We start from the raw sequence: 281 nt of genomic DNA on the forward strand, positions 1-281 counted from the left end.
CACACCGAACGGGGTTGCGGTTGCTACGTTTACGCTTGCGGTCAATCGAGCAAGAGCCAACCAGCAAGGGGAGCGAGAGGCTGACTTTATAAATTGCGTTGTGTGGCGAAAGACAGCGGAAAACGTTGCGAATTATCTCAAAAAAGGATCTCTTGCCGGGGTAGATGGAAGGTTACAAACCCGCAATTATGAAGGGCAAGACGGAAAAAGAGTTTATGTAACTGAGGTACTTTCAGAAAGTGTTCAATTTTTAGAGCCTCGAAATGGTGGACAAGGGCATC

At 47.3% G+C, this 281-nt stretch carries 1 protein-coding gene; it reads left to right on the top strand.

The window, feature by feature from the left end:
* Positions 1–281 (top strand): single-stranded DNA-binding protein (ssb, locus tag DBV35_RS29940; RefSeq protein WP_117434511.1); only part of this gene is annotated, 281 nt, incomplete at both ends.

This window comes from Acuticoccus kandeliae (assembly GCF_003073115.1).